The 20,057-nt window shown below is 70.8% G+C and carries 18 protein-coding genes; 9 read left to right on the top strand and 9 right to left on the bottom strand.

The window, feature by feature from the left end:
- The first annotated feature begins 462 nt into the window (after window positions 1-462).
- Window positions 463-3,432, top strand: coding sequence for a DUF4082 domain-containing protein (locus AC6JBM_RS37305; RefSeq protein WP_497978599.1), 2,970 nt, complete (start codon window positions 463-465; stop codon window positions 3,430-3,432).
- A gap of 137 nt (window positions 3,433-3,569) precedes the next feature.
- Window positions 3,570-4,613 (top strand): glycosyltransferase family 2 protein, encoded by a 1,044-nt coding sequence (locus tag AC6JBM_RS37300; RefSeq protein ID WP_497978598.1) that lies wholly within the window; start codon window positions 3,570-3,572, stop codon window positions 4,611-4,613.
- 48 nt (window positions 4,614-4,661) lie between these two features.
- On the opposite strand, the gene AC6JBM_RS37295 is transcribed toward AC6JBM_RS37300, so the two are convergent.
- The 4 genes from AC6JBM_RS37295 to AC6JBM_RS37280 are packed head-to-tail and all read right to left on the bottom strand — an operon-like array spanning window position 4,662 to window position 9,322.
- Window positions 4,662-5,471, bottom strand: coding sequence for a glycosyltransferase family 2 protein (locus tag AC6JBM_RS37295; protein WP_497978597.1), 810 nt, complete (start codon window positions 5,469-5,471; stop codon window positions 4,662-4,664).
- A gap of 8 nt (window positions 5,472-5,479) precedes the next feature.
- Complete coding sequence (locus tag AC6JBM_RS37290) at window positions 5,480-6,961, bottom strand: lipopolysaccharide biosynthesis protein (RefSeq protein ID WP_497978596.1); 1,482 nt, start codon at window positions 6,959-6,961, stop codon at window positions 5,480-5,482.
- Window positions 6,958-8,319 (bottom strand): O-antigen ligase family protein, encoded by a 1,362-nt coding sequence (locus AC6JBM_RS37285; protein ID WP_497978595.1) that lies wholly within the window; start codon window positions 8,317-8,319, stop codon window positions 6,958-6,960. The genes AC6JBM_RS37290 and AC6JBM_RS37285 overlap by 4 nt, the downstream gene beginning before the upstream one ends.
- A 58-nt stretch (window positions 8,320-8,377) precedes the next feature.
- Complete coding sequence (locus AC6JBM_RS37280) at window positions 8,378-9,322, bottom strand: Wzz/FepE/Etk N-terminal domain-containing protein (RefSeq protein ID WP_497978594.1); 945 nt, start codon at window positions 9,320-9,322, stop codon at window positions 8,378-8,380.
- A gap of 230 nt (window positions 9,323-9,552) precedes the next feature.
- Between AC6JBM_RS37280 and AC6JBM_RS37275 the strand changes: the two genes are divergently transcribed.
- Window positions 9,553-10,227 carry a hypothetical protein gene (locus AC6JBM_RS37275; protein ID WP_497978593.1) on the top strand — a complete coding sequence of 225 codons (675 nt, stop codon included), beginning with the start codon at window positions 9,553-9,555 and terminating at the stop codon, window positions 10,225-10,227.
- Here AC6JBM_RS37275 and AC6JBM_RS37270 read toward each other — a convergent pair.
- Window positions 10,224-10,838: an acyltransferase gene (locus AC6JBM_RS37270; RefSeq protein WP_497978592.1), complete on the bottom strand. Its 615-nt coding sequence runs from the start codon at window positions 10,836-10,838 to the stop codon at window positions 10,224-10,226. The two genes, AC6JBM_RS37275 and AC6JBM_RS37270, sit on opposite strands and share 4 nt — an antisense overlap.
- Window positions 10,839-10,989: 151 nt before the next feature.
- Here AC6JBM_RS37270 and AC6JBM_RS37265 point away from each other — a divergent pair, with 151 nt between their 5' ends.
- Window positions 10,990-12,207, top strand: coding sequence for a glycosyltransferase family 4 protein (locus AC6JBM_RS37265; protein WP_497978591.1), 1,218 nt, complete (start codon window positions 10,990-10,992; stop codon window positions 12,205-12,207).
- Entirely contained in the window at window positions 12,204-12,896 is a 693-nt protein-coding gene (locus tag AC6JBM_RS37260; protein WP_350616184.1) for a polysaccharide deacetylase family protein, read from the top strand. The genes AC6JBM_RS37265 and AC6JBM_RS37260 overlap by 4 nt, the downstream gene beginning before the upstream one ends.
- Here the strand turns inward: AC6JBM_RS37260 and AC6JBM_RS37255 are convergent.
- Together AC6JBM_RS37255 and AC6JBM_RS37250 are read right to left on the bottom strand one after the other, a co-directional pair.
- Window positions 12,893-13,861: a glycosyltransferase family 2 protein gene (locus AC6JBM_RS37255; protein ID WP_497978590.1), complete on the bottom strand. Its 969-nt coding sequence runs from the start codon at window positions 13,859-13,861 to the stop codon at window positions 12,893-12,895. The two genes, AC6JBM_RS37260 and AC6JBM_RS37255, sit on opposite strands and share 4 nt — an antisense overlap.
- Window positions 13,858-14,934, bottom strand: a complete 1,077-nt coding sequence (locus tag AC6JBM_RS37250; protein ID WP_497978589.1) for a GNAT family N-acetyltransferase — start codon at window positions 14,932-14,934, stop codon at window positions 13,858-13,860. Before AC6JBM_RS37250 ends, AC6JBM_RS37255 begins: the two co-directional genes overlap by 4 nt.
- 159 nt (window positions 14,935-15,093) lie before the next feature.
- Between AC6JBM_RS37250 and AC6JBM_RS37245 the strand changes: the two genes are divergently transcribed.
- Window positions 15,094-15,732: an L-threonylcarbamoyladenylate synthase gene (locus AC6JBM_RS37245; RefSeq protein ID WP_497978588.1), complete on the top strand. Its 639-nt coding sequence runs from the start codon at window positions 15,094-15,096 to the stop codon at window positions 15,730-15,732.
- Between the two features lie 10 nt (window positions 15,733-15,742).
- Window positions 15,743-16,312, top strand: a complete 570-nt coding sequence (locus AC6JBM_RS37240; protein WP_497978587.1) for an arsenate reductase/protein-tyrosine-phosphatase family protein — start codon at window positions 15,743-15,745, stop codon at window positions 16,310-16,312.
- Here the strand turns inward: AC6JBM_RS37240 and AC6JBM_RS37235 are convergent.
- Window positions 16,272-17,765 (bottom strand): SDR family oxidoreductase, encoded by a 1,494-nt coding sequence (locus tag AC6JBM_RS37235; protein WP_497978586.1) that lies wholly within the window; start codon window positions 17,763-17,765, stop codon window positions 16,272-16,274. The genes AC6JBM_RS37240 and AC6JBM_RS37235 overlap by 41 nt on opposite strands.
- A gap of 43 nt (window positions 17,766-17,808) precedes the next feature.
- Between AC6JBM_RS37235 and glyA the strand changes: the two genes are divergently transcribed.
- Both glyA and AC6JBM_RS37225 read left to right on the top strand, forming a co-directional pair.
- Complete coding sequence (gene glyA, locus AC6JBM_RS37230; protein WP_497978585.1) at window positions 17,809-19,059, top strand: serine hydroxymethyltransferase; 1,251 nt, start codon at window positions 17,809-17,811, stop codon at window positions 19,057-19,059.
- Window positions 19,056-19,445 carry a hypothetical protein gene (locus AC6JBM_RS37225; protein ID WP_497978584.1) on the top strand — a complete coding sequence of 130 codons (390 nt, stop codon included), beginning with the start codon at window positions 19,056-19,058 and terminating at the stop codon, window positions 19,443-19,445. The genes glyA and AC6JBM_RS37225 overlap by 4 nt, the downstream gene beginning before the upstream one ends.
- Here AC6JBM_RS37225 and AC6JBM_RS37220 read toward each other — a convergent pair.
- Window positions 19,442-19,876 (bottom strand): hypothetical protein, encoded by a 435-nt coding sequence (locus AC6JBM_RS37220; RefSeq protein ID WP_497978583.1) that lies wholly within the window; start codon window positions 19,874-19,876, stop codon window positions 19,442-19,444. The two genes, AC6JBM_RS37225 and AC6JBM_RS37220, sit on opposite strands and share 4 nt — an antisense overlap.
- Window positions 19,877-20,057 lie beyond the last annotated feature (181 nt).

The raw sequence follows: 20,057 nt of genomic DNA, 5'->3' as shown, positions 1-20,057 counted from the left end.
ACATCCGCGCGGAAAGGCCCGATTCGGCCCGAACGTCGGAGGACACCAGGCCGTCCGGCTGCTTCCGTGTGACCTTGTTGTCAGAAAACTTGACAGCAAGTTACATGCTCTAATGCGATAAATTCTTGCCTGTCAGCTAGGGGAACGTACGCTGCCGAACGAGTCTTGGGCGCTGCGGATGCTGACGTCGTTTCGGGGTTTCAGGAATAGGGCGAAGACATGAAGTCTCGGTTCATAACCGGCTTAGCCGCGGTTGCCGTCGTAGCTGTAGTGGCATGCGTACCGTCCGCATCCAGCGCGGCCGTTTCGGACCCGTGTGGAGCGGGGTCCAATCCGATCGTCTGTGAGAACTCCAAGACGGGCACGCCGGTCAACGACTGGTATTCCGAGAACTCCTGGGGTGACATTCAGGGCTTCACGACCAAATCGAGCTACCAGCCGGGCGAGACGATCTCGGTGAAGGTGGACTCGCCGAGCTCCGCGTTCCGGATCTCGTTCTACCGCCTCGGCTACTACGGCGGCCTCGGCGCCCGCAAGATGCCGACCTCGCCGACCGCGACGTACCCGATCAAGGCCCAGGACGAGTGCAACCACGACGCCACCGGTCTGGTCGACTGCGGCAACTGGACCACGAACGTCACGTGGCAGATCCCCTCCGACGCCGTCTCCGGCGTCTACCTCGTGATGATGGACCAGCTCGACAACAACGGGTTCATGCCCTACCCGTTCGTCGTGGGCAGCGCGTCCAGCCACTCCGACATCCTGGTCCAGACCTCGGACCAGACCTGGCAGGCCTACAACGACTGGGGCGGCCAGAACCTCTACCAGGGCGGCGGCCCCGCCTACGACGGCCGCGCCTACAAGGTCAGCTACAACCGGCCGATGCGCCTCGCCGGCGACAACGGGGTCTTCTCCTCCGAGTTCCCGATGATCCAGTTCCTGGAGCGCAACGGGTACGACGTGAGCTACGCCTCCTCGGTGGACGTGTCCAACAACGCCTCGCTGCTGCTCAACCACAAGGTCTTCATGTCCTCCGGGCACGACGAGTACTGGAACCAGAAGCAGTGGGACAACGTGACCGCGGCCCGCGCGGCCGGCGTCAACCTCGCGTTCTTCAGCGGTAACGAGGTGTTCTGGCGCACCCGCTTCGAGCCGTCCATCTCCACCGGCACGGCCCCGGACCGGACGCTGGTCTGCTACAAGTCGACCAAGCTGAGCCAGAACCCGCCGAACGGCACCGCCGACCCGAGCGGCCAGTGGACCGGCACCTGGGTCGACACCGACGGCGCGGGCAAGGGCGGCAACACGAACCCGAACCAGCTCACCGGCACGCAGTTCATGGTCAACGGCTACCGGCACGACGCGATCACGGTCCCGGCCGCCTACAAGGACCTGCGGCTGTGGCGCGGCATCAGCTCGATCAACAACCTGCAGCCCGGCCAGTCGGCCACGCTCACGGCCGGTTCGCTCGGCTACGAGTGGGACGTCGACGTCGAGAACGCCACCCGCCCGGCGGGCGCCGTCGCGTTCTCCTCGACGACCGTGAACATCACCGACAGCACGCTGCTGCTCGACCCGGACCACGGCAACAACTACGGCAACGGCGTCGCGACGCACAGCCTGATGGCCTACCGTGACCAGACCTCCAAGGCCCTGGTGTTCGGGGCCGGCACCGTGCAGTGGTCGTGGGGCCTGAGCTCCTTCCACTCGGGGCAGGCCAGCACCGAGGACCCGCGGATGCAGCAGGCGACGATCAACATCCTCGCCGACATGAGCGCGCAGCCGCTGACCCTGATGCCGGGGCTCACCCAGGCCGCCAAGTCCACCGACACGACCGGCCCGACGGTGACCATCACGTCGCCCACCGCCGGTAGCTCGGTGCCGCTGCTGAGCCCGGTCACCGTCACCGGCACGGCCGTCGACGTCGGCGGCGGCAAGGTCGGCCGCGTCGAGATCTCCGTCGACGGCGGCACCACCTGGAAGCCGGCCAACGGGCTGGGCACCTGGAGCTACACCTGGACCCCGGCCACGCAGGGCGCGGCCAGCATCAAGGTGCGGGCCTCCGACGACAGCCTGAACATCGGGGCCGTCGCGACCCAGTCGGTGACCGTCGGCGCCCAGCAGTGCCCGTGCACCGCGTTCACGTCCTCGACCGTGCCGACGAACGCCGACTCCCAGGACGCCTCGCCGAACGAGCTCGGCGTCAAGTTCCGGGTGCCGACCGCGAGCTCGGTGAAGGGCGTCAAGTTCTACAAGGCCGCCAACAACACCGGCACGCACGTGGGCAAGCTCTGGAACTCCAGCGGGCAGCTGCTGGCATCGGGCACCTTCACCGGCGAGACCGCCACGGGCTGGCAGACGCTGCAGTTCGCCAACCCGGTGCCGATCGCCGCCAACACCACGTACGTCGTGTCGTACTACACGCCGACGGGGCACTACTCGTACGACAGCGCCTACTTCGCGACCAAGGGCGCGGGCCCGACCGCGGTCCAGCTGCTGAAGTCCGGCGTGGACGGCTCCAACGGCGTCTACAAGTACGGCACCGGTGGCGGCTTCCCGAACCTCAGCTGGAACGACACCAACTACTGGGTCGACGTCATCGTCGACTCCGCCGGGGCGAGCCAGAACCCCCCGACGGTGACGGCGCAGACGCCGGCCACCTCCGCGACGGGCATCGGCCTGAACACGGCGGTGACGGCGACGTTCAGCCAGGACATCGACCCGACCTCGCTGCAGTTCACCCTCAGCGCCCCGGGCGGCGCGACGGTCCCGGCCGCGGTCAGCTACAACAACACCACGCGAGTGGCGACGTTGCAGCCGAACAGCGTCCTGAGCCCGTCCACCGCGTACCAGGCCTCGGTGAAGGCCTCGGACGCCTGGGGCACCGCGATGGCCAGCCCCACCGTGTGGTCGTTCACCACGGGCTCCAGCTCCGCGATCGCCTGCCCGTGCTCGATCTGGTCCAACTCGGCGGTGCCGGCCAACCCGAGCGCCAGCGAGGCCAACTCGCTGGAGCTGGGCATGCGCTTCACCTCGGCGGTGGACGGCAAGGTCACCGGCGTCCGGTTCTACAAGAGCGTCGACAACACCGGCACGCACACCGGGACGCTCTGGTCGAACACCGGACAGCAGCTGGCGACGGGCACCTTCACCGGTGAGACGGCGTCCGGCTGGCAGACCCTGACGTTCGCCACCCCGGTGTCGATCACCGCCAACACGCCGTACGTCGTCTCGTACCACACGACGGTCGGGCACTACGCCTACAACGCCGGGTTCTTCACCGACCCGCTGGTGTCGTACCCGCTGACCGCGGTCGCCGACACGGCGACGGGCCACAACGGCCTGTTCCTGCTCAGCAACAGCGTCGCCTTCCCGACATCGACCTGGAACGCCAACAACTACTGGGTCGATGTGATCTTCACGACGCCGTGAGACGATGAAATGGCCCGCACCCGGGTTCGGGTGCGGGCCATTTCTCTTGCAACCAGTCAATTTCTTGCAACTAGTCAAACGCCGTGCGGCATTCTTTTCCGTGCGACATTGGGCCGGCCGGGCCCGGAGGGTGGCAGATGAGTTCGGTCAGTGTGGTCATTCCGTGTTACAAATACGGCCATTACCTCGCCGATTGCGTCAGCAGCATCGTCGACACCAACCCCGGACTGGACATCCGGGTCCTGATCATCGATGACGCCTCGCCGGACGACTCGGCCGAGAAGGCGCACGCGATCGCGGCGGCCGACCCGCGGGTCGAGGTCCGGGTCCACGAGCAGAACAAGCGGCACACGGCCACCTACAACGAGGGCCTGATGGAGTGGGCCGACGGCGACTACTGCGTGCTGCTGTCCGCCGACGACCTGCTGACCCCGGGCGCCCTCACCCGCGCCGTGGCCCTGCTCGACGCCAACCCGAACGTCGGCTTCGTCTACGGGCACCCGGTGCACTTCCAGCACCCGGGCCCGCCCCCGCCGGCCCGGACCGAGGACCGCGGCACCAGCGTGTGGCCGGGGCACTGGTGGCTGGAGCGGCGGTTCCGCGAGGCCACCGGCTGCATCACCTCGCCCGAGGTCGTGGTCCGCACCTCGCTGCAGCACAAGGTCGGCGGCTACGACGTCGACCTGCCCCACGCCGGCGACATCGAGATGTGGATGCGGCTGGCGGCCCACGCCGACGTCGGCTACGTGCGGGCCGACCAGGCGTACTACCGCCTCCACGGCGACAACATGTCCCTGACCGACTACGCCGGGGCGGTCAACGACCTGCGGCAGCGCAAGGCCGCCTACGAGGCGGTGCTGGCCCGCTGCGGGGACCTGCTGCCCAACGCGGCGGAGCTCGACGCCATGGTGCACCGCCGGCTGGCCCGGTTCGCGCTGCGGCGGGTCGTGCGCGCCTACGACCGCGGCCGCACCACCGAGGTGCCACTGGACGAGCTCATGGCGTTCGCGGAGGAGTGCTGGCCCGACTACCGCAGCCTGCCGGAGTACCGGGGCCTGCGGGTCCGCCGCCAGATCGGCCCTACGGCGATGCCGTACCTGCAGCCGCTGGTGCTGTCCGCCGTCGCGCACAAGGGCCGCGAGTGGCTGTGGTGGCAGTCCTGGAAGCGGCGCGGCATCTGAGCACACGAAAGAGCCCCCGTGCCGTGGCACGGGGGCTCTTCGCATGGGCTACGGCTGGGCCGGGGCTTCCCAGTTGGTCCAGTAGCTGTTCGGGTTCACGACGTAGTCGACGGTCGCGCTGGGGATGTGCTCGACCCGGTGCTTCTTGCTGAAGCGGTAGATCAGCTCCCAGTCCTCCTTCGGCGCCACCGTGGACTTGCGCCGCAGCCGGCTGAAGCGCAGGTCCCGGCTGCGCCGGGCGACGAACGGGTTGGAGTCGAGGAAGCACCGCTCCCAGGCGAGCTTCCGGTCGAACGGCACCGACAGCACGTCGCGCTCCTCGCCGTCCGGCGTCACCCGGCGCATGGCCGTGTAGACCGCGTCGGGCCGCGACTCGGCCGGCTCCTCCAGCTTCGCGAGCGCGACCTCGAGGTGGTTCGGGTGCCAGGCGTTGTCGTCGTCGAGGAACGCGACGAACGGCGAGTCCGTCAGCCGCATGCCGATGTTGCGGCTCACGCCGAGCACGTTGATGTTGTGCCGGAGGCTCACGACGTGCAGGCGCGGGTCGGCCGGCAGCTCGGGCAGCCCGCCGCCGCCGTCGTCGACCACGATGACGACCTGGTCGCGCACGGTCTGGGCGAGCACCGACTCCACGGCCCGCTGGAGCCCGTCGGGGCGCTTGTAGGTCAGCACCACGGTCGCCACCCGCGCCGCGGGCCGCCGTCCGCCCGGCAGCGTGGCCAGCAGGCGGCGCACCTCGCTGTCCTCGAACCGGCGCAGGCCGATGGCGGTGTGGCCGAGCATCACCTTGTTGCGCATCTCTTCCAGCGGCAGCCACCCGTACCGGGCGCGCAGCTGTCGTTTGACCAAACGGATCACTGTGGCTCCTAGGAGACTTCGGGTGCGGCGGCCGCGAGGATCAGCGGGTCGTCGGCGGGGGTCGGTTCCGTGGGCTGCTCCCGCTTGGCGCGCAGGCTGCGCACCAGGGGCCAGACGAACGGCAGGTAGGCGACGACGCCCGCCAGCCCGCCCAGCGCCAGTCCCAGGAACCCGTTGCCGACCACGTGGTGCACACCCCACGCGGCCAGGCCCATGGCGATGCCGCCGAGGGCCGGCATGAGACACGCGCGCGCCACGTCGGCGACGCGGATGCCCATTCGGGCCAGTACGAACAGGAACACCGGAGCGACGAGAAGGCCCGCGACGACCGCCTGGCCGGCGGCCACGCCGTTGATGCCCCACACGTGCGCGAACCAGATCAGGACCGGAATCAGCGAGAAGAGCCACCAGCCCTGCATGACCATCAGCGTCTTGCGCTTCCGCGCGGCGATGCCGTCGTAGGCGAGCTCCACGGTCACCCGGACCAGGCCGAGCACGACCAGCCACTGCAGCGCCACCGCGGCGCCGTCCCACTGGTCGCCGTAGACGAACTTGATGATCGGGTCGGCCAGCACGCCGAGCACCACGCACATCGGCACCGCGGCCGCGACGACCAGGCCCAGGGCCCGGGTGAAGCCGGCGGCGAACTCGGCCGGCGACTCGGCGAGCCGGGAGAAGCCGGCGAAGGACACCCGCCGCGCCGTCTCCGAGACCATGCGCACCGGCCAGCTCGACATGTTGAAGGCCATGGCGTAGAGGCCCAGCGCGGCCGGGCCGAGGATCGAGCCCACGACCACCGAGTCGAGGTTGACGATGCCGAGCGTGAGCAGGCTGGCGGCGGCGAGCGGGAGGCCGAACTTGTACAGCTCGCCGGCCAGCTTGCGGTTCCAGCCGAAGCGCAGCATGCCCGGGGCGGCCAGCGCGAAGCCGACCAGCGCGACCAGGTTGCCGGCCAGTGAGCCCCACGCGAAGGCGAGCGCGCCGACGTGCATGGCCGCGAGCACGATCGTCACGGCGGTGTTCACCACGAAGTTGAGGATGTCGACCACGGTCCGCCAGAACTGCTGGAAGTCGCGGTTGAGCTTCGCGAGGGGCACGCAGGCGATGCCGTCGATGATCACGCTCAGGCACAGCAGGCGGAGCATCAGCGTGGCGTCGGGGGAGCCCAGCAGCCGGGCCACCGTGGGCGCGGTGAAGTAGAGCAGCACGTAGAAGGCCGTGCTCGAGGCCGTCGACAGGGTGAGCACGGTCGGCGCGAACCGCTTGATGTCGCCTTCCCAGCGCACGAGGGCGAGGCTCACGCCCATCTCGTTGAGGGAGAGCAGCATCGCCAGCACCAGCAGGCCGACGGCGTAGAGGCCCCATTCGGTCGGGCCGAAGAAGAGCCGGGCCAACACCACACCGCTGGCGAACGTGCCGACGCGGCGTACGACGGTGTTGATGAGGCTCCAGCGGGTCGCGGACGCGACCTTCCGGTTCAGCTCCGTCACAGTGACGGTTCTCCCCTCAGCAGCTGATCCTGACGGGCCATGCCGAGGTAGGCCCCGGCGAGTCCCATCATCAAGAAAGACGACCCGGCGACCATGGGGAAGCTGAGCGTGTCGAAGGTCGCGGTGACGACCAACATGACGAACCCGACCGCGGCGAAGCCCTGCCCCGTCTCCTTGCGAGCCAGGTCGGCGAACCGCCGGCGTCCCGCGCCGCCGCAATGCAAGCACACGATGTAGATGACCACGACGGCGGCCACGCCCACGATGCCCATCTCGACCAGCGCCAGCAGGTACTCGTTGTCCGTGTACCGGTACATCAGGGGCAGGAAGGTGCCGTACCCCCGGCCGGTCCAGGGCCGCTCGTTGAAGTAGGTCGAGATCACGGCGGACGTCGCCGTCCGCGAGTTCGTGCTGTTGTCCCCGCCGTTGAACATGGCCGAGAAGAGCCCGATCACGGTGCCGGCGAGGCCCGGCAGCACGACCGGGGAGACGCCGATGCCGACCGTGAGGGCGCCCATCGTCGGCAGCAGCCGCTTCGCGGGCCAGGTGGGCAGCAGGGTCAGGAACACGATGGCGAGCCCGATGATCGACGTGCGGGACACCGTCATCACGGCCGACAGCGCGATGATGACGACCGGCAGCCACTGCCGCAGCACGCCCCGCTTCACCGGGTTGAACCCCTGCTGCAGCGCGAACGGCAGGGCGATGGCCATGATCGTGGCGAGCTCGAGGGTGTTGGCCGCGGTCGACGTCGGCCGGACGAACGAGCCCCGGCTGATCAGCTCGGGACCGCTGTTCGAGAAGCCGGGGATGCTCATCCAGGCGGTCAGGCTGGTCTTGAACAGGAACTCGAGGATCGCGACGAAGCCGACGACGGCCGCGCACCGCACGAAGAGCCGCAGCAGCCGGTCCAGGTCCGCGTAGTCACGCAGGGACGTGGAGATGAGGACCACCGGGAACCACGCCAGCAACTGGATCAGCGCCCGGTCGGCCGCGCTGGACTCCAGCGCCGAACTGTCGCGGCGAGCGGCCGCGATGTAGCTGAGCAGCACGGCCACGGCGAAGAAGAACATCGCGAGCCGGGGCGCCCGGGTGAACAGCGCCGGGGTGATCCGGCGCATCAGCCAGCTCACCCCGTACCAGACGAGCGCGGCGAGGATGAAGACGTTGGCGAGCGTGCCGGTCGCGCCCAGCCCGGGCAGCACGATCCGGGACGGGATCAGCAGCAGCAGGACGATGTAGATGGCCAGGATGGTGACCGGGCCCTGGCCGGCCGATCGGCGCGACGTGTAGATCGCGCCGAGCCGCCGTAGCACCGAGGGTGAGGCGGACCCGCGCGCGGTGGCGGTCGATGACACGGACGTGGCCTCGCTCGGCTGACTCGGCTGCTTCGACGGAGGGACGACAGCGACCACTTCAGCGGGCCGAACCCCAGCGGCCGTTGGCCTTGTCTCCGTCGCCCCGGCGCCGGCGGCCGCCGTCGGACGCGCCCGGCTTCACGGGCATCTGGAGCACGACCGTCTGGTCGGCCGACGCCGGCCGGTCGGCGTCGGGGCCGGACTGGTTGGCGTTGGTCGCCTGCTTGGCGTCCACGTCGAGAATGACCGTCTGGTCGAGGGGCACGTCCGACCACACGACCGGTATCGGGGTGGCGCGGGACTGCGACTTCACCACGACCGCGGCCCCTGCCGCGGGCGCCGGAACCGGCTGGGTGTCCGAGGTGGACTTCTGATCCCCGGCCAGGCGGCGCGCCTTGTTCCGGCTCACGCTCTCCAGGACGAACGTCAGCAGCAGCGTCAGCGCGACCATGCCGCCGACCGCGCCGAGGACGACCTCGATCTTCTTCTTCAGCTTCGTGGTCGGCGTCTGCGGCGGGACGATCTCCGTCATGCGGATCTGGTCCTGCGCCTTGACCCCGTTGGCCTGCTGGATCTGGGTCAGCCGCTCCTGCGCGAACACGGCCACGGCCTTGGTCGACTGCAGCGTGTGGGCCTTGTTGTCACCGGTCACCGTGAAGGTGAGGAAGGGCCCCTGCGCGCCGTCGGCAAGGGAGACCGCGTACTTCTCGGTCACGCCCCGGCTCTTGAGCTCCTCCACCGCGTCCGTCGACTGCAGGCTGCGGCCGAGGAAGTCGGCCGTGGCGATCAGTGACGCGTCGAAGGTCATGAACGGGTTGTCGTTGCCCTTGGTGGCGACCGTCGTCGCCATGGGCGAACTGAGCAGGCTCACCGTGGTGAACGATTCGTAGGTGTTGGGCACCACGACCGTCGCGGTGACGCCCAGACCGATCGCGACGATGAACATCGGTACGACGATGCGCCATCGCTTTCGCAGGACACGAAGGATTTCGCCGAGGTCCATGGCCCCCTCCAAGTCCCGCCGGGACGCGTGATGAGACGCGTGATGATCAGCGCGGCAGCGTCCCGATTCCGGACATGCGGCGGCGTCCAGCGCGCTCGGCCACCACGCTATACGGCACGTGGGTGCGTCGGCTAGCGGAAGTTGAGTCGGGTTCTATGCTGCGTGGCGCACCGGGACGCCATCATGTCACCATTGCCCGGACTTGGGTAAGCCGGAGGGGGTGTCAGCGGATGTATCTCAACGACGTCGTCCGCGCGCTGAGCCGGCAGTGGATCGTCGTCATCCTCGGGGTGATCCTGACCGCAGGGCTGGGCTACCAGGCCGCGCGGGTCACGCCGGTGTACCTGGCCTCCGAGGTGCTCGTGGTGAAGTACCCGGTTTCGCCGGATTCGCCCAACCCCTTGACCGGGCTGTACCCGCCCGTCGCCATCACGGCGGCCGCCGTCGCGACGAGTCTGCGGACGCCGGCCTTCGAGGAGGAGTTCCGCCGGGCGGGGATGACCGGCACCTACGAGTTCGCTCCCCGCAACACGGGCACCAACCAGGAACCCCGCTACATCATCTCGTCGCTGACGGTCTCCAACACCACCGACAGCGAGGAGCAGGGGCTCCTGGGGCTGCGCATCCTGACCGCGGCCTACACCGACAAGCTCAAGGAACTGCAGGACCGCTGGAACGTGCGGCAGGACCTGCGCTTCACGGTCTCGACCCTGGTGGCGCCGAGCGTGACGATGCTGTCGCACTCGGCCGTGCGGGCGCTGCTCGGCTCGGCGCTCCTGGGCGGCCTGGCCACCCTGGCCGTGCCGCTCTGGGTCGACAAGTACGTCCGCCGCCGCCGCCGGATTCGCGCGGCCCGGAAGGCGGCCGAGGCGGCCGGCGGAAGCCTGGCCGCCGGCGCTGCCTAAGCCTCGGTCAGCTCCCCGTCCGACTCGACGTACTCCGCGCCGGTCGACGGGCACACGAACCGCCCGTCCCCCTTCGCCACCAGCCGCACGCCCGCCCGGCCGACCCACCCGATCCGCCGGGCCGGCACCCCGACCACCAGGGCGAAGTCCGGCACATCGGACACGACCACCGCGCCGGCGGCGACGAGCGCCCAGCGCCCGACGGTCACCGGGGCGACGCAGACCGCCCGGGCCCCGATGGCGGCGCCGTCGCGGATCACCACGCCGACGGCCTCCCAGTCGTCGCCGGTCTTGAGCCGGCCCTCCGGCGTGACCGCCCGCGGATAGGTGTCGTTGGTCAGCACCGCCGCCGGGCCGAGGAAGACGCCGTCGCCCAGCGTCGCCGGCTCGTACGCCAGCGCGTAGTTCTGCATCTTGACGTTGTCACCGAGCCGCACGCCGGGGCCGACGTAGGCACCGCGGCCGATCACGCAGTTGCGTCCGAGCCGGGCCTCCTCGCGTACCTGGGCCAGATGCCATACCGTGGTACCCGCGCCGATCTCCGCCCGATCGTCGACATCCGCGCTGGCCATCACCCGGGCCGGGCGCGGCTCTTCATTCAGCTCGTCCATCGCGGCATCCTAACGTCCGCCGTCGTCGCCGCCGCCCATGTAAGAAAGGCGACAGGTTGGCACCTGACCGGCCCATTGCCTTCGCCGGAGGAGTCGCGCAGCGTACATCCGTACTTTCATGTCTCAACGGCGGAACGGGGCGATCCGGACCATGGCCAAAACGCGGCCGCACGTCGCCATCCTCGTGGCCAACCTGCCCGCGGAGCGAGACCGTCGCGTCATCCGCGAGTGCCTGAGTCTCGAGGCGAACGGGTACGACGTCACCGTGATCGCCCCGCGGGGCGATCCGTCGCTCAAGATCCTGCCGAACAGCCGGAACACGCGGCTCAAGCCGTACCCGGTCAAGGTCTACGGCAGCGGTGTCATCACCTTCGCGGTCGAGTTCGCCTGGTCGTTCATCTGCATCGCGTTCCGGCTGCTGGGCGAGATCCTCGCCGGGCGCGCCCACGCGGTCCAGGTGTGCAACCCGCCGGACGCGTACTGGCCCCTGGCGATCCTGTTCCGCGCGCTGGGCCGCCCGTGGGTGTTCGACCACCACGACCTGTGCCCCGAGGTCTACGCCACCCGCTCCGGCACGCCGAACAGCCTCGTGTTCGGCACGCTGGTCGCGTTCGAGTGGCTCACCCTGCGCACGGCGACGGCGGTCTTCGCCACCAACGAGTCGTACCGCACCAACGCGCTCGGCCGCGGCGTGAAGCCCGAGAAGATCACCGTCGTGCGCAACGGCCCGAGCGCGAGCGAGATCAAGCCCGCCGCGCCCCAGGCCGGCCCGCAGGACGAGCACACGATCGTCTACCTCGGCGTGCTCGGCCCCCAAGACAACGTCGAGGGCGCGGTGCTGGCGGCCGAGGAGCTGATCCGGCTGCGGCCCCGGCCCGACTGGCGGATGGTCATCGCGGGCGACGGCGAGACCCTGCCCGCGCTGACCAAGCTCGTCGCGGAGCGCGGGCTCGGCAACGTCGTGGAGTTCACCGGCTGGCTCGAGGGCCCGGCGATCGACGAGCTGCTGCGCAAGGCGACCGTGGCCATCCAGCCCGACCTGCCGACGCGCATGAACAACCTCTCGACGATGGCCAAGACGGTGGAGTACCTCGGCCGCGGGGTGCCCGTCGTCGCGGCGGACCTGATCGAGACCCGCCGCAGCGCCGGCGAGGCCGCGGTCTACGTCGAGCACGGCACGCCGCACGAGTACGCGACCGCCCTGGCCGCGCTCCTCGACGACCCGGCCGAGCGGCAGCGGATGCGCGAGGTCGGGCTGGCCCGCTTCGCCCACGAGCTGTCCTGGGAGCACCAGAGCCGCGGCTACATCGAGGTGTGGAACCGTCTGCTGGCCAAGCGGCTGCGCCGGGCCAAGGCCTCAGCCTCATGACGTCGCCGGACGGCGAGGTCCTCAACGTCCTGTTCCACGGGATCGGCACGCCCGAGCGCGAGCTCGAGCCCGGCGAGGACACGTACTGGATCGACGCGGACACGTTCCACCGCATCCTCGACGACGTGGTGGCCGCCTCGGCCGCGGGCGACCTGCCCGCGCTGCGGCTCAGCTTCGACGACAGCAACACCTCCGACGTCACCGTCGGCCTGCCGGCGCTGCTGGAGCGGGGGCTGACCGCCGACTTCTTCGTGCTGGCGGGCCGGCTGCGCTCGCCCGGCAGCCTCGACGCCGACGCGGTGCGGGAGCTGCGGCGGCAGGGCATGAACATCGGCACCCACGGGATGCATCACCACCCGTGGCGCGGCCTGGACGCGGACAAGCGCCGGGACGAGTTCGTGACCGCCCGCGAGACCATCGCCGAGGTCATCGGGGCGCCCGTCACCCAGGCCGCCTGCCCGCTGGGCCGCTACGACCGCCAGACGCTGAGCGAGCTGCGCCGGTTGGGCTACGCCGAGGTGTTCACGAGCGATCGCCGTTATGCGCGCCGGGGACGGTGGCTGCAGCCGCGGTACAGCGTCCGCCAAGGCGACACCGCGGAGAGCTTCCGGGCCCAGATCGCCGCGAGCCGGACCCCGGCCATGCGCACCCGCAACGCGCTGGCCGGGACCGTCAAGCGGCTTCGCTAACCGCGCGCGGGCGTCGGGCGGGGCACCGAGGGGTGGACCGTCCACGGGCCCGGCGTCTCGCGCATGCGGGTCGGGCTCAGCAGCGACTTCACCGCCATGCGGCTCTGCGGCTTGCCGGTCACGGCCCGGCTGGACTCGCGCAGCAGAACCGCGGACCAGTAGACCGACGTGGCCGCGAGGGAGTGCCGGCGGCGGTAGAGCCGGACCCGGTTGGTGGTGAGCAGCGCCCACAGCCGGGGCGAGACGCGCGAGTCGCCCTCCAGGTGCACGGCGCGGGCGGCGGGGTTGTACCGGGTGCCGAGGCCGGCGTCGCGGGCGCGCAGGGCGAAGTCGGTCTCCTCGGAGTACAGGAAGAAGGACTCGTCCCAGGGGGCGCAGCGCTCCCAGCACTCCTTGCTCACCAACATGGTCGACCCCTCGGCCCAGTCGGCCATGCGCTCCTGCTCGTAGTACGCGTCATCGGTGATGACCTCGCCGAGGACCCGGAACTTGCCGGCCCGGCGGGCGCCCAGCAGCGCGTCGCCGAGGATGCGCGGGATCGAGGGCTCGCGGCGCAGGGTGGGGATGAGCCGCCCGGTGCCGTCCTCGATGCGCGGCACGGCGAGCCCGACCCCGGGCGTGCGCAGGGTGTCCAGCAGCGTTCGGATGCAGCCGGGGCCGAGCCGGACGTCCGGGTTGAGCACGAGCACGGCCGTGTGCGGACCGGCCACGGCCACGGCGGCGTTGATGCCCGCGGCGTAGCCGGCGTTGCGGCCCATCTCGACGATGGTGGCCTCGGGCGCGAGCCGGCGCAGCGCCTCGACGGTGCCGTCGGCCGAGGCGTTGTCCGCGACCGTCAGGTGCCAGCGCACGCCGTCCAGGCCGGTGCCGAGCGATTCCATCAGCGCCGGCAGCAGCTGCTCGCTGTTGTAGGTGACCACGACGACCGCCACGGCCTCGTCCTGCACGTTCGCCTCCGCGCTCATTTGCCCGCCAGCCGGGACTTGACCATGCGCAGCAGCTTGCCGGTGCGCCCGCTTCTGAGGGCGTCGCCCACCTTGCCCGTCTTCACCGACCGCATCATCGCGTCCTGTGCCCGCCGCGCGGAGGTGACCGACCACGACCGGCCGACCCGGCCCGCGGCCACCGGCAGCTCGGCGTTGCGCAGCCGGTCCTTGTAGAGCGCCTTGGACTTGCCCAGGTCGATGTGGCCGATGCCGTCCGCCGCCCCGGCCTCGGCCATGCGCAGGCAGAGCAGGATGCCGGCCGAGTACTTGTGCAGCTCGGTGTCGTAGGACGGGAACCAGTAGGCCAGCACCGACTCGCTGCGCAGCCCGAGGTGCGCCGCGACGGGCCGGTCGCCCGCGTAGATGGTGGAGACGACGGCGCGGCACCCGGGCGCGTCCGAGGTCATCAGGTCGTCGATGACCTGGCGGATCCAGGGCGTGTCGAACCGGTCGTACTGCTGCGTGCGCTGGTACTGCGCCGACTTCCAGGCCCGCAGCGCGTCGAACGCGGCGTCGCTGCGGTCCTCCCAGACGAAGCGCTCCTCGCCGAGGTCGCGCACCATGCCCCGCTGCTTGCGGTTGGCCTGGCGGACCACGTCGCCCTCGCGCATCCGGTCGGCGATGTACCCCTCATAGCCTTTGGAAACGTCCATGATGGGCGAACCCGCGCGCTCCTGGTGATAGGGCGCGAACGGGGCCTGATCGCCCATCAGGTGATCGAACTCCCAGACGGGGAGATCGCACGCGCGCAGCAGCGCGATCGGGTCCCACTCGAGCCCCTTCGCGTGCACGAGCCCCTGGCAGTCGGAGATGCCGAAGCCGATCGGCACGCCGATGACCCGCCGGCGGATCTCGTAGGCGAAGAAACCGGCCACCTGTCCGCCGTCCTCGAGCACGGCGACCCGTGCGGCGGGCCTCACCCGGGCGACCGCGAGGGTGAATTCCGGCGACAGGAACGGGCTGGCCAGGGCCGGGTCCGCCTGCTGCAGGGCGCGCCATCGGTCCAGTTCCGCCGGGCCGAGATCAGTCGCACGGACAACCGAGATCTTCACCTAGTGTCTTCTCCCCAAATCGCTGCGTGCGAGCGTCGTCCGGGCGCGTCCATCCTGCCGGTCCGGCGTGTGATGCCGAAACATCTTCGAGTGTCGGCTATGCGCACCGGACGGCCACCGTTCGGCTCGGTTCGACGGGTGGCAGACTAGCCTCTCGTGATGCTCTACGACTGCAGCGTGCTCGCCGAGCGCGAGCGCGGGATCGCCGCCGCCATCGAGGCCGTTGGCCGCGGGGACCTGATCGTCATGCCGACCGACACGGTGTACGGCATCGGCGCCGACGCGTTCAAGTCCTGGTCCGTCACCGCGCTCAACAACGCCAAGGGTCGCACCACGCCGGTGCCGGTGCTGGTGGGTTCGCGGCATACGCTCGACGGGCTCGTGTTCGGCCTGCCCCAGGCCGCCCGCGACCTGGTCGACGCGTTCTGGCCGGGCGCGCTGACCATCGTGGTGGAGCACGCGCCGAGCCTGCAGTGGGACCTGGGCAGCACCGACGGCACGGTCGCGGTGCGCATGCCCCTGCACCCCATCGCGCTCGAGGTGCTGCGCGAGACCGGCCCGATGGCGGTGTCCTCGGCCAACAAGCACGGGCAGGCGCCGGCCGAGACCGCCGCCGAGGCGCGGGACCAGCTGGGCTACTCCGTGAGCGTGTACCTCGAGGGCGGCCCCTGCCCCGAGCCCGTCGCGTCCACGATCATCTCGGTCGTCGGCGGCGAGCACCGGGTGCTGCGGGCCGGCGCGATCCCGCTGGAGAAGCTGCGGGAGGTCGTGCCCGACCTCATCGCGCTCGAGTCCTGAGGGCCGCCTGATGGCGCCGTTCAGCGTGCTGTGCGTCTGCATGGGCAACATCTGCCGCTCGCCGATGGCCGAGCGGCTCCTCGTGGCCGACGCGCTCGCGCTGGGCGGCTCGGCGGACGAGCTCTACGTGCACGGCGCCGGCACCGGCGGCTGGCACGCGGGGGAGCCGATGGACCCGCAGGCGGCCCGGCAGGTGCTCGCCCGCGGCGGCAGCGTCGACGGGTTCAGGGCGCGCAAGCTGCTCGCCGAGCACGTCGACGCCTCCGACCTCGTGCTCACCGCGACGATCGAGCAGGTCGAGTTCGTGGCCGAGCTGCGCCCCGACGCGGCCCCGCGCACGTTCGTCTTCGGCGAGTTCGGCCGGCTGGTCCGCGGCCTGGAGCCACCCGCCGGGCCGACCGTGTACGAGCGCGGGGTGGCGCTGGTCGAGGCGGCCGATCGCGCGCGGGCGGGGCGGCCGGCCCTGGAGTCGGACGAGCTGGACGACCCGTGGGGCCGCGCCGACTCGTACTTCAGCCGGGTCGCCGACGAGATCCGCGCTACGACCGCGCCGTTGGTTGAGGCGCTGTTCGCACGCTGAGCGCGGCCCTGGCGATGTTGCGCGCCATGCGCCCGAAGACCAGCCCGTGCAGCGGGGCGACCGAGCGCCAGTACGCGTGCCCGGCCAGCCCCCGCGGGACGAACACGAGCACCTGCTCGTAGACGGTGCGGTCCTGCTCGTCGACGGCGGCGCGCAGCTCCAGCCACGCCCGCCCGGGCATCTTCATCTCGGCCCGCAGCCGCAGCAGCTCGCCGGGGACGATCTCCTCCACCCGCCAGAAGTCCAGCGCCTCCCCGGCGTAGAGCCGCTGCGGGTCCCGGCGGCCCCGGCGCAGGCCCACGCCGCCGAAGAGCCGGTCGACGCCGCCGCGCAGGGACCAGGCGAGGCGGGAGGAGTACCAGCCGTGCTCGCCGCCGATCGACTCGATCACGTGCCAGAGCTGCTCGGGCGTCGCCCGCGTGTAGTGGGCGCGCTCGTCGCGGTAGGCGCTGCCGCCCGACCAGGCCGGGTCGCTCGGCAGCGGGTCGCTCGGCGCGCTGCGCAGCATGGCGCCGGACCAGCGGGTCTCCACGTCGGCGTCGCGGATGCGGCGCAGCGCGAGCGCGACCGCGGTCTCGAAGCCGGTCAGGCCGTCGTGCGGGTCGGGCACGTAGGCCGCGATGTCGTGCTCGGTGCAGACCGCCTCGTGGATGAGGCTGCCCACGAGCGGGCGGGCGATCCGGTTGGGCACCGGGGTGACGAGGCCCACCCAGTACGAGGACAGCCGCGGGGTCAGGACGCGCACGGGCAGGAGCACGCGGCGCGGGAGGCCGGCGATGCGGGCGTACCGCTGCATCAGCCCGGCGTAGGTGAGCACGTCCGGGCCGCCGATGTCGAACGCGCGGTTCACCGGCGGCGGGAAGACCGTGGCGGCGGCGACGAGGTAGCGCAGCACGTCCCGGATCGCGATGGGCTGGATGCGGTTGCGCACCCAGGCGGGGGTGACCATGACCGGCAGGCGCTCGGTCAGGTACCGCAGCATCTCGAACGACGCCGAGCCCGAGCCGATGATGACCGCGGCGCGGAACACCGTGGCCGGCACGGCACAGCGCAGGAAGATGTCGCCGACCTCGCCGCGGGAGCGCAGGTGCGCGGAGGCCTTGAAGGCACTGCCGGGCGGGACGGGGCCGCCGAGGTACACGATCCGCTCCACCCCGGCCCGCTCGCACGCGATGGCGAAGTTGAGCGCGCTGAGGCGGTCGACGTCCTCGAAGGACTCCCGGCCCAGGGCGTGCACCAGGTAGTACGCCACCTCGACGCCCCGCATCGCCTCGGCCAGGCCCTCGTCCTCGGCCACGTCGCCGGGGACGATCTCGACGCGATCCGACCAGGGCACGTCGCGCAGGCGGCGCGGGTCGCGGGTCAGGCAGCGCACCTCGTGCCCGGCCGCCAGCAGGCGGGGGACCAGGCGGCCGCCGACGTATCCGGTCGCGCCGGTCACCAGACATCGCATGACTTCATGCTTACCCTGCGCAATCGGACCCTAGACTCATTTCATGGGCGACACGTACTGGGGGCCCGACTTCGACGCGCTGCGGGAGACCGATCCCGAGATCGCCGACGTCGTCCTCGACGAGCTCGCGCGCCTGCGCGGCGGGCTCCAGCTCATCGCGAGCGAGAACCTCACCTCGCCGGCCGTGCTCGCGGTGCTCGGCTCCACGCTCACCAACAAGTACGCCGAGGGCTACCCGGGCCGCCGCTACTACGGCGGCTGCGGCGAGGTGGACCGGGCCGAGGCGCTGGGCATCGAGCGGGCGAAGGCCCTCTTCGGCGCCGAGCACGCCAACCTCCAGCCGCACAGCGGGTCGAGCGCCAACCTGGCCGCGTACGCCGCCCTGCTCATGCCCGGCGACACCGTGCTCGCGATGGAGCTGCCGCACGGCGGCCACCTGACCCACGGCAGCAAGGTCAACTTCTCCGGGAAGTGGTTCACCACGGTCGGCTACCCGGTGCGCAAGGACGACGAGCTGATCGACTACGACGAGGTGCGCGAGCTGGCCCTGACACACCGGCCGAAGCTCATCATCTGCGGGGCGACGGCCTACCCGCGGCTGATCGACTTCGCGCGGTTCCGGGCGATCGCGGACGAGGTGAGCGCCTACCTCATGGTCGACGCCGCCCACTTCATCGGCCTGGTCGCGGGCGGGGCGATCCCGTCGCCGGTGCCGCACGCCGACGTCGTGTGCGCGACCACGCACAAGGTGCTGCGCGGCCCCCGCGGCGGCATGATCCTCTGCCGGGAGTCCCTCGCCCAGCGCATCGACAAGGCCGTGTTCCCCTTCACCCAGGGCGGCCCGCTCATGCACGCGGTCGCGGCGAAGGCGGTGGCGCTGCGGGAGGCGTCCCAGCCCGCCTACGCCGACTACGCCCGCCAGGTCGTCGCGAACGCGAAGGCGCTGGCCGCGGGGCTGGAGGGCGAAGGCATGCGGCCCGTGTCCGGCGGCACCGACACGCACCTGGCGCTCATCGACCTGCGCGCGCTGTGCATCACCGGCCGCGAGGCGGAGGAGCGCTGCGACGCCAGCGGGATCACGCTCAACAAGAACGCCATCCCGTACGACCCCGAGAAGCCGATGACCGCCTCCGGCATCCGCGTGGGGACGCCCTCGGTCACGACCCAGGGCATGAGGGAGCCCGAGATGCTGCGGATCGCGGCGCTCATCGCCGCGGCCGTCCGCGGTGAGCCGGTGGGGGAGCGGGTGCGGGAGCTCACATCCGCGTTCCCCGCGTATCCTTCGACGCGATGAAGAAGCGGCTGAACCACCTTCCCGCCCAGTTGCTCGCGATGGCGATCGTGCTGGTCGTCACCGTGCCCATCGCGCTGTGGCGCGACGGCTGGACCGGCGTCGGCGGGGACGCGGCCGGGGTCGGGCTGGTCACCCTGAGCTACGTGGTCTCCAGCCTCGTCATCGCCTGGACCGACCTGAAGGCGCACCACATGCTGCTGCCGGTGGCGCTGGCGACCTACATCATCAAGTTCACGATCATCGGTTTCGCCATGTGGGGCGCCCTGAACACGAGCTGGGCCGGGCTGCCGTGGATGGGCGTCTCGGTGATCGTGTCGGTGATCGCCTGGATGACCGCGCACGCCGTGTGGGTGTGGCGCGCCAAGATCCCTTACGTCGAGGTCTAGCGGCAAGGGATGCGGCGCTCGGAGCCGAGCGCCGCGCCGGTTCGGCCGCCGTTCACCGACCATTCCGCCGCTGTTCGATACGTGCCGGCCGAGCAGGCCGCCGCGACCTCGCGGGTGCGCTGAGCGGCCGGTACGGAGCGCAATGTCTCGCCCTTGGCCGCCGTGGATGTCTCCTGCGCCACTGTCGTCCAGCCCGCATCGGTACTGCGCTGCAGCCGGACGGTCAGCGCGAGCCGGTCGGGGCCGGGGGAGTCGCAGTGGAAGCGGGCCCCGGCGACGAGCTTTCCATCACGGAGTGTGACTCGCTGTGGTGAAATGGAACACAGTGTCCCCGTGATCCCGCCCACGGGGCGAGGTGTCTGGTCGCGGCCGGTCTTCGTCACGACGACGGCCGCGAGGATCAACAAGAAAGCGATGACGGCGTTGCGCATGGTCACCACCCCGGTACCCATTGTTAAGATGCACGCTTAGCTAAGCCCCTGGGGGTGACCGTGCGCAACATTCACTCACGCGTCAGTCGTGTAGTTGACCCTCCGCGTGGATTCGGAGGAGTAGCGTTGACGACCGCCGGTTGATGGCCCCGGCCCGATGAGAAACCCCCGCGCGATGAGC

The organism is Dactylosporangium thailandense (assembly GCF_059739745.1).
Note: the sequence above shows the minus strand (reverse complement) of the source record. Positions and strands in the feature narration are given on the sequence as shown.